The following is a 6109-nucleotide window of genomic DNA, read 5'->3' as shown; positions in this document are numbered from 1 at the left end:
CTGCCGGCACGGCAACCGGCCGTGGTCCACCCGCAGTTCACCGAGCCGGAGGCGGCCCTGGCCGACGCCGGGCACGTGGTGGAACGGGTGATGCTGAGCGCCGAGGACGGCTTCCGGCTGGAAGCCGCGAGGGTGCCCGAGAGCGCCGACCTGGTGATCGTCGGCAACCCGACGAATCCGACCTCGGTGCTGCACCCTTTGAGCGCACTGGCAGCACTCGCCCGCGATGGGCGCACCCTCGTCGTCGACGAGGCGTTCATCGACGCCGTTCCGGACGAACGGGGGTCCGTGGCACCCCTGTTGGCGTCCGGGACGCGGTTCCCCGGCAACCTCGTCGTGCTGCGCAGCCTCACCAAGACCTGGGGTCTGGCGGGGCTGCGCATCGGCTACGTGCTGTCCGACCCCGGCACCGTCGCCGCCCTCGCCCGGCATCAGCCGCTGTGGCCCGTCTCGGCTCCCGCCCTGACCGCGGCCGAGGCGTGCTGCGAACCGGAAGCACTCGCGGAGGCAGATCAGGCGGCACGGCAGGTGGCCGCCGACCGCGCCCATCTGCGCTCCCGGCTGGGCGAGTTCAGCGCTGCGGGCCTGACCGTGCACGGCGACCCGCAGGCGCCCTTCGTCCTGGTGAGTCACCCGCGGGCCCGTGAACTCCGGGAGGAGCTGCGCGCGTCGGGCTTCGCCGTACGGCGCGGCGACACCTTTCCGGGACTGGGGCCGCAGTGGCTCCGCATCGCTGTACGGGACAAGGCGTGCACCGACCAGCTCACCGCAGCCCTCGCCGAGGTCCTCGGACGGCTGTGACACCGGGGCCGGCGGAGTTCAGGCCGCCGGCACCGGACGTCGGCGGCTACTGAGCGAAGAACCTCCGCAGCACCGGAGCGAGCACCGCCGGGTCCACCTGGTGGTCCTGGCCCTCCAGCGTCTCGTAGCTTCCCTGCGGCGTCGCTTCCGCCACGGCCTGCCCGGCGTCGCGGAACCACTGCGGACCGGCACCGCCGCAGACGACGAGCACCGGCTGCTCGACCTGCGCCAGCCGTGCGGCGGGCACCTCGGCGCCGCCCATGACCGCGTCGTCGTAGGCGAGGGTGGGGGCGATCGCCTTGAACCCCTTCCAGAAGGGCGCCCGGCGTATCTCGGCGATGGCGTCCGCAGGGAGGCCGACGTGGCGCAGGAACGCCTCCACGGCCCCACCACGGTCGTCCTCGGCCAGCCGCTCGGAGAGTTCGGCGGTGTACTGCTCCGCGGCGGCCTTCATCGACGGGTCGGTCGTGTACGGCACTTCGTACACCGCGACGCGGGTGATGGGCAGACCGCTCGCGGCGGCCTCCAGCGCGAGCGCGCCGCCGGACGAGACGCCGTAGACGGCCGCCTCGCCGCCGGCCGCCTCGATCACGGCCGCCAGGTCCTCGACCTCACGCTCCACGGCGTACGGGGCGGTGTCACCGCTCTTTCCGCGACCGCGGCGGTCGTAGATGTGCACCGTGTGCGCTGCGGCGAGTTCGGCCGCGAGCGGCGATTCCATCGCATGGGTGGCGGTGGCCCCTCCGACCAGGACGACGGGCGGACCGTCGCCGGTCCGCTTGTAGGCGATGCCGGTGCCGTCCTTGGAGACCGCTCTCTTCATGAATCCTCCGAATGATCCGCTGTGGCAGTGCAGATGCCCTCCGTGAGCATGGCCTGCTCACCCTCCGGAAGTCCTCGGTTTGAGGGGGCCGTGACAAGTAGCGCCTCGACAGGCTTGCTGCGGCGGTCACTTCGGACCGTCTCCGGTGGCTCTCCACTGGTGTGACCGCGCGGGTTCGCCGTTCCGGGCCCGGACAGATGGTCCTGGTGCCAGGCGGGCCTCAACGTCGCGCGTGGCGGATCTTCAGCCGTCCGAACCCCATGGTCCCGGAGATCCGGATCCTCGGCCCGCCGGGGCGGGCGTCCCCCGATGCTTGTAGAGCGTGTCCTTCCACCCGGTGTGCAGATCCTCGACGTCGACGACCGCGTCGCGAGGCACCGTGATCTTGGCCTTGCCGGTGCCGAGTTGCAGCTCGATGTCGGCCACCGGGTGCTCGAAGACGGCCCGGGCCAGGTCGAGGTGCACCCTTCCGAAGGCGGACTCGACCTTGAGCGTCCGCGGTACCCGCCATGTGCCGCGCCGCTGGATCCGGCCGCCGGCGGCGGCGATCGTGGACGTGGTGCCCGGACCCTCCTCCGGGAGCGAGGCCGTGGCCGACACCAGCTCGCTGCGCGTCTTGGCAGTGAGCACCTGGTCGAGGCTCGCGTCCATCTCCTCGTGCGAGATGTGCCCTTCGGAGTACGCCTCCTGCAGGCGCCGCACGGCCGCGTCGCGATCGTCCTCGCTGATCAACGACGGCCGGTCTTCGGGTAGGGAGGTCACCGTCTCACTCCAGGGCCGTGCCGGCGCTGCGACCCCGCCAAGGTCCGCAGCGTGCAAGGCAATTGACGAGGAGGCCCATCAATCGTCATCACGCCCTTCAACCCGGCCGACCCGTGCGTCGAACCCCTGGGGGTGTCCGCAAAGTAGCGTGGTCCACCTGTCAGGCGGGGGCGCCATTTGTCAGACAGGCCCTAGGCGGCCGTGTCCCTGGAGCTCGGCTCCCGCTGCTCGACGACGCCTTGTGCGATGCCCAGCCGGACCACGTCCTGCGGTCGCAGCCACAACTCGTCGGCGGTCGCCGGGACTTCCTCCTGAGGACGCTTGAGGATCGCAGCCGCCAGCTCCGGGGCGATCACGGAGAAGTAGCTGTCCGGCGTGACCCACAGCCTCCCGGGTGCGGCGAGTGCCAGCGCACCGCCTGAACCGCCCTCGCCGATGAGCAGCGAGGTGACGGGCACGGTCGCCTCGGCCACGGCGGCGAATGCCTCGGCGATGGCGGGCCCGGCTCCCGCGCCCTCCGCTTCCGCGTCGTTGGCCGCTCCGGGGGTGTCGATCAGGGTGAGCACGGGGATGCCCAGCCTGTCGGCGGTACGGATCAGCCGCGCCGCCGTACGGAACCCGGCGGGCCGCGTCGCCGTACCGGCCTGTGCCGCGTAGGCGACCACGCTGCCCTCGCGCCATCCGAAGCCGCAGAGCATCCCGTCGTCGACGCCACCGCACCGGTCGCCTCTGACCTCCTCGCGCCATTCGAAGTGGTCGTCCAAGTAGGCGGTGGCGCGCGGACGTTCCTCCGAGCGGGCTCGTGCCACAGCCTCCTGCCCGCTGGAGGGGTTCGAGAGGGAAGGCCCCGTCGACAGCATGGCCAGGGCTCGCGGCGGAGTCGGCGGACCGTCGGAGCGGCCGGTGAGAAGAGTGAGCCACCGCTCCAGTGCGCTGCCCAACTCCTCCTCCCCCACGATCCGGTCGACGTGCCCGGCCGCGTGCTGTCCCTCCGCGGAGTAGGCGCGCGGGTCTGCACCGCGGGGACGGACTCGGGAGCCCGCGAAGGCGACCTGCGCGCCCGGCAGTGCCAGAACCACGTCCGCGCTCGCACCGAGCGTCGCCCAGCCGCCCCCCGTGCACGGGTCTCGCAGGACGGCGAGCTGCGGCACCCCCGCCCGCCGGGCGAGCATCGACTCCCGTGCCACCCGCTGGAGTTGGGAGAGCGCGACCATGCCTTCCTGCATGCGGCTGCCACCGGTGGCGATCAGCGACACCAGCGGCAGTCCGTGCGAGCGCGCGTGTGCGTAGGCCGCGGCGATCCGGTCGCCGGTACGGGCGCCGAGGGAGCCGCCCAGATAGCCGAACTCGAAGGAGAGCAGGACCACTTCGACGGCACCGATCATGCCGGTGCCGCAGACGGCTGACTCGTCCTCGCCTGTGCGCTCCCGCGCGCGATCGCGGGCGGCGCCGTAGCCGTGCCAGCTGAGCGGTCCGTCCGCGCCGGGTGCGTCCGTCCCCTCCCTTGACGCTGTGATCTCCCGGACGGAGGCCTTCAGTTCGGTGAAACCGGCGGCCACGGCCCGTGCGGCCTCACGTGCCGACTGCCGTCCCCCGGGCCGGTCTTCGCCGCCCGTCGCGCGCTCACTGCTCATGGAGTGCCCGCTTCATGAGCTTGCCCATGTCGTTGCGCGGCAGGGCGTCGCGGAACCGCACCACGCGGGGCCGCTTGTACGGAGTGAGCTGGGCGGCGACGTGGTCGGCCAGCTCCTGCTGATCGGGACGCCGCGCGCCGGGGACGATCCAGGCCACGATGCGCTCGCCGAGGTCATCGTCGGGCTCACCCGTCACGGCGACCTCGAGGACGTCGGGGTGCTCGAGGAGCACGTTCTCGATCTCGCCGGCACCGATCTTGTAGCCGCCGGACTTGATGATGTCGGTGGCCTTCCGGCCCACGATCCGCACGTACCCGTCGGATTCGCGGACGGCCATGTCGCCCGTACGGAACCAGCCGCCGTCGAACGCCTCGGCTGTGGCGTCGGGCCTGTTGAGGTACTCCGTGAACAGGTTCCTGCCGCGGACCTGGATCTCGCCGATCGTCTCGCCGTCGGGCTCCTCGACGGCCGCGCCCTCCTCGTCCACGAGCCGGACCTCGACCCCGGCCAGAGGAACGCCGACGGTTCCCGGGCGGCGCTCGCCGTCCGCCCGGACACTGGTGTTCATCAGCGTCTCGGTCATGCCGTAGCGCTCCACGATCCGCTGCCCGGTCGCGGCTGCGATCCGCTCGTGGTCGTGCACGGGCAGCGCGGCGGAGCCGGACACGAGCAGACGGGCCTTCGCCAGTGCCTGGGCGAGTGGAGCATCGTCACCGACCTCCTCGGCGATGCGGTGGTACATGGTCGGTACCCCGAAAAGCATCGTCCCCTCGCCGCTGAGCTCCCGCCTGACTCCGTCGGTGGAGAAGCGGCCGAGGTGGTGCACCGTGCCCGCCCGGCGCAGCGGTCCGAGAACGCCCAGGATGAGGCCGTGCACGTGGAAGAGCGGAAGGCCGTGCACGAGCACGTCCTCGGCCGTCCACTGCCAGGCGTCCTCGAGGGCGTCGAGGGTGGACGTCAGAGCGCGGCGCGGGATGACGGCGCCCTTCGGCGGGCCCGTCGTGCCCGAGGTGTAGACGACGAACGCCGGTGCTTCCTCGTCCAATTCGGCGGGGAGCACGGGCGCGCGGTCCGGTGGTGCCGTGGAGATGTCGGTACGCGGCAGCGCGTCGAGCACGGCGGGAAGAGCGAGCCCGGGCTCGGCGAGTACGAGCGCCGGCTCGCTGTCGCCGACGATGTGCGCCAGTTCGCGCTCGCCCACCTTGGGGTTGATCGGGACGGCGGTGGCTCCCGCGAGCAGCGCGGCGACGACCGCGACGCTGGTCTCCATGGTGGAGGTCGCCCATACGGCGACTCGTCGTCCGGGAGTGAGTTCCCCGGCCAGCGCTCCCGCCACGGCGGCCAGCTCGGCGTAGGTCAGGACCCGGTCGCCGAAGCGCAGGGCGGTCTTGGCGGGCGGGGTGTTGAGCGCCGGGAAGAGCGCGGAAGGAGTGGACACGGGGATTCCCTCGCAGTGTGCTCGCGGGTGTGGTCTGTTGCGGCTGTCGTGAGCGGGCGGCGTCACCCGAATCCGGGGACGACGATGGCGAGCCAGATCAGGGCCGGGACCGCTGCTGTCACCACGCCGCCGTAGATCATGAGTTGACGGAAGAAGCGGTCGCGGTCGACCTCCTCCGCGCTGGCCAGAACGAGCGCGCCGTTGGTGGAGAAGGGGCTGACGTCCACGACGGTGGCGGAGACCGAGAGGGCGGCGACCATGCCGACGACACCTATCTCGCCCTTCTCCAGGAACGGCACGACGAGCGGGATCAGCGCGCCGATGATGCCGACCGAGGAGGCGAAAGCCGAGACGAACCCGCCGATGTAGCAGAACAGCAGCGCGGCGATCAGCGGTACGCCGATGGCCGCGACGCCTTCACCGGCCCATTCGATGGTGCCCATCTCGTCCAGGACGTTGACGTAGGTGAGCATCCCGCACACCAGCAGGACCGTGGGCCAAGTGATGCCGTTGACCGCCGACTTGCTGTGCTCCGGCCAGATGACGGCGAGGACGACGGCCAGGGCGATCGCGGTCAGGCCCGCGTCGAGGTCGAAGCCGAGGACGGCGACGACGAGGAGGACCAGGCCCGTGAGCGTCGCGGTGCGGGCG

5 protein-coding genes and 1 pseudogene are annotated in these 6109 nt (G+C 71.9%); 1 reads left to right on the top strand and 5 read right to left on the bottom strand.

Annotation, left to right across the window (positions count from 1 at the left end):
* On the top strand, positions 1 to 801 hold an 801-nt coding region (gene cobC / locus H5J26_RS27410), incomplete at its 5' end, for an Rv2231c family pyridoxal phosphate-dependent protein CobC (protein ID WP_181768656.1).
* A 46-nt stretch (positions 802 to 847) separates the two neighbouring features.
* Here cobC and H5J26_RS27405 read toward each other — a convergent pair.
* The 5 genes and pseudogenes from H5J26_RS27405 to H5J26_RS27385 form a co-directional block, all read right to left on the bottom strand.
* Positions 848 to 1624 (bottom strand): alpha/beta fold hydrolase, encoded by a 777-nt coding sequence (locus tag H5J26_RS27405; protein WP_181768655.1) that lies wholly within the window; start codon positions 1622 to 1624, stop codon positions 848 to 850.
* A 220-nt stretch (positions 1625 to 1844) separates the two neighbouring features.
* Positions 1845 to 2386 (bottom strand): annotated as a pseudogene (locus H5J26_RS27400) (DUF1707 SHOCT-like domain-containing protein).
* Positions 2387 to 2577: 191 nt separating this feature from the next.
* Positions 2578 to 4020 carry a carboxyl transferase domain-containing protein gene (locus H5J26_RS27395; RefSeq protein WP_181768654.1) on the bottom strand — a complete coding sequence of 481 codons (1443 nt, stop codon included), beginning with the start codon at positions 4018 to 4020 and terminating at the stop codon, positions 2578 to 2580.
* Complete coding sequence (locus tag H5J26_RS27390) at positions 4010 to 5458, bottom strand: acyl-CoA synthetase (protein ID WP_181768653.1); 1449 nt, start codon at positions 5456 to 5458, stop codon at positions 4010 to 4012. Before H5J26_RS27390 ends, H5J26_RS27395 begins: the two co-directional genes overlap by 11 nt.
* Positions 5459 to 5520: 62 nt before the next feature.
* A partial coding sequence (locus H5J26_RS27385) for an SLC13 family permease (protein WP_268933157.1) occupies positions 5521 to 6109 on the bottom strand: 589 nt, incomplete at its 5' end.

The sequence above is a fragment of the Streptomyces albidus (ex Kaewkla and Franco 2022) genome, from assembly GCF_013870515.1.
Lineage (GTDB): Bacteria > Actinomycetota > Actinomycetes > Streptomycetales > Streptomycetaceae > Streptomyces > Streptomyces albidus.
The sequence above is the reverse complement of the archived record's forward strand: the minus strand, read 5'-3'. Positions and strand labels throughout refer to the sequence as shown.